Origin of the sequence: Microbacterium sp. B24 (assembly GCF_000333415.1) — a bacterium.
Lineage (GTDB): Bacteria > Actinomycetota > Actinomycetes > Actinomycetales > Microbacteriaceae > Microbacterium.
The window spans coordinates 1-1,614 of the sequence record NZ_BADB01000198.1 but is presented as its reverse complement, the minus strand read 5'-3'; the positions used below and the strand labels follow the sequence as shown (position 1 = coordinate 1,614).

General features: G+C 71.2%; 2 protein-coding genes and 1 pseudogene. 1 reads left to right on the top strand and 2 read right to left on the bottom strand.

Going from position 1 to position 1,614, the window contains the following annotated elements:
• Window positions 1-51: 51 nt before the first annotated feature.
• Window positions 52-252, bottom strand: a pseudogene (gene glmU, locus I5I_RS17070) (bifunctional UDP-N-acetylglucosamine diphosphorylase/glucosamine-1-phosphate N-acetyltransferase GlmU); the annotation flags it as partial.
• A 143-nt stretch (window positions 253-395) separates the two neighbouring features.
• Complete coding sequence (locus I5I_RS05180) at window positions 396-1,073, bottom strand: methionyl-tRNA formyltransferase (protein ID WP_036317310.1); 678 nt, start codon at window positions 1,071-1,073, stop codon at window positions 396-398.
• Here I5I_RS05180 and I5I_RS16760 point away from each other — a divergent pair.
• Window positions 1,063-1,614, top strand: a 552-nt coding sequence (locus tag I5I_RS16760; RefSeq protein ID WP_148285491.1) for a tape measure protein, incomplete at its 3' end; no start/stop codon positions are given. The two genes, I5I_RS05180 and I5I_RS16760, sit on opposite strands and share 11 nt — an antisense overlap.

The window sequence follows — 1,614 nt, the reverse complement described above, 5'->3', positions numbered from 1 at the left end:
AGCTCGGTCCCGGGGATCCTCTAGAGTCCGATCCCGCGCTCGACGTCCAGGTCAACCGTGTGCTTCTTGCGCGCCATGGTCCGCTTCCTGTGCAGTGCGGGAACGTGCGGCAGCCGCGGCCGCGGCCGTTCCCGGTCGGTGGTTCTCGACCCACCCCTCGACGTTGCGCTGGGGGGCAACGCTCAAGGCGAGAGCTCCGGGCGGGACGTCCTTCCGGATCACCGCACCGGCACCGGTCTTGGCGCCATCCCCGTAGGTCAGCTCGGTCGCCAAGCCGGCATCCGGCCCGGTCAGTCCCGCCCGCGCGAGCGCTCGCGGCAGCAGCAGGTTGGCGTAGGCGTCGGTCTCGTCCACCGCCCGCAGCACGTCGTACGCGACCCAGCGCGGTGACGCGCTCATGAGGTCGCCCGCTCGCTGGGCAGATCGACACGGGGATCGTCGATGCGCAGCCCGCGCCACCAGTCGCCCGCTGCCATCGCCCCCTTGCCGGACGGCTGCACGGTCTTCAGCACGACGGTCGTGCCCTTCCCCGCGGTCAGCAGCACGTCGCGTCCCGAGAGGCTCAGCGTCCCCGGCGGCAGGTCGGTGTCGGGCCCGCGATGGGCGGCGAGGATCTTGAGGCGGCCGCCGGCGAAGCCCACGTGAGCTCCGGGCTCGGGAGTGGTGCCGCGGAAGCGGTCGAGCACGATCTCTGCGTTCTCGGTGAGGTCAAGCGCCCCGTCGGCGATCGACAGCTTCGGGGCGAGCGTGGGCGTGCCGACCTGCGGCACCGCCCGGGCCGTCCCCGCCGCGATCTCGTCGGTCACGCGCACCAGCAGCTCGGCGCCGACATCCGCGAGATCCGCGAGAACGTCGCCCGCCGTCGCGCCGCGCGGCACGTCGTAACGAACGTCGCCGAACACGTCTCCGGCGTCGAGCGCGGCGACCAGCTGGAAGACGCTCGCGCCCGTGGTGCGCTCGCCGGCGATCAGCGCGTGCTGCACGGGGGCGGCGCCGCGCCAGCGCGGCAACAACGAGAAGTGCAGGTTGATCCAGCCGTGTCGCGGCAGCGACAGCAGGGAGATGACCACCATCTTCGGCAAGGTCGCCGCGACCGGCAAGCTCAACGGCGAGGTCGTACAGCAGCTCGCCGAGCGAGGCGTGCCGATCCTCTCGCTCCTCTCGAAGCAGCTCGGCGTCACCGCAGCCGACGTCTCGAAGATGGTCTCCGACGGCAAGATCGACTTCGAGACCTTCCAGGCCACCCTTGAGGCGAACCTCGGCCCGGCCGCACAGGCCATGGGTGAGTCCTTCTCGGGCATGCTCTCCAACGTCGGCGCGGCCCTCGGTCGTCTCGGCGCGAATCTCGAAAAGCCCGCGTTCGAGGCGCTCAAGACTCTCTTCCCTGGGCTGATCAGTCTCCTCGATCAGTTCGGCAAGGCCGTTGCGCCGCTGTCCGCACTCATCGCTGAGGGCCTGAATCCTGCCGCTGAGCGGCTCGCCGGCTGGCTGTCGTCGATCAGCTTCGACGCCAGCACCGAGGGCGCCTTCGGCTTCCTTCTGGGCCTCGGGCCGCTCCTGGCCCTCCTCGGCGGCCTCCTCGGGCTCCTCGGCCCGATCATGTCCGCGCTGCCG

Bases quoted from the DNA above. Each gene is read 5' to 3' on its own strand.
- I5I_RS05180 (WP_036317310.1), bottom strand. From the start codon at position 1,073: ATGGTGGTCATCTCCCTGCTGTCGCTGCCGCGACACGGCTGGATCAAC.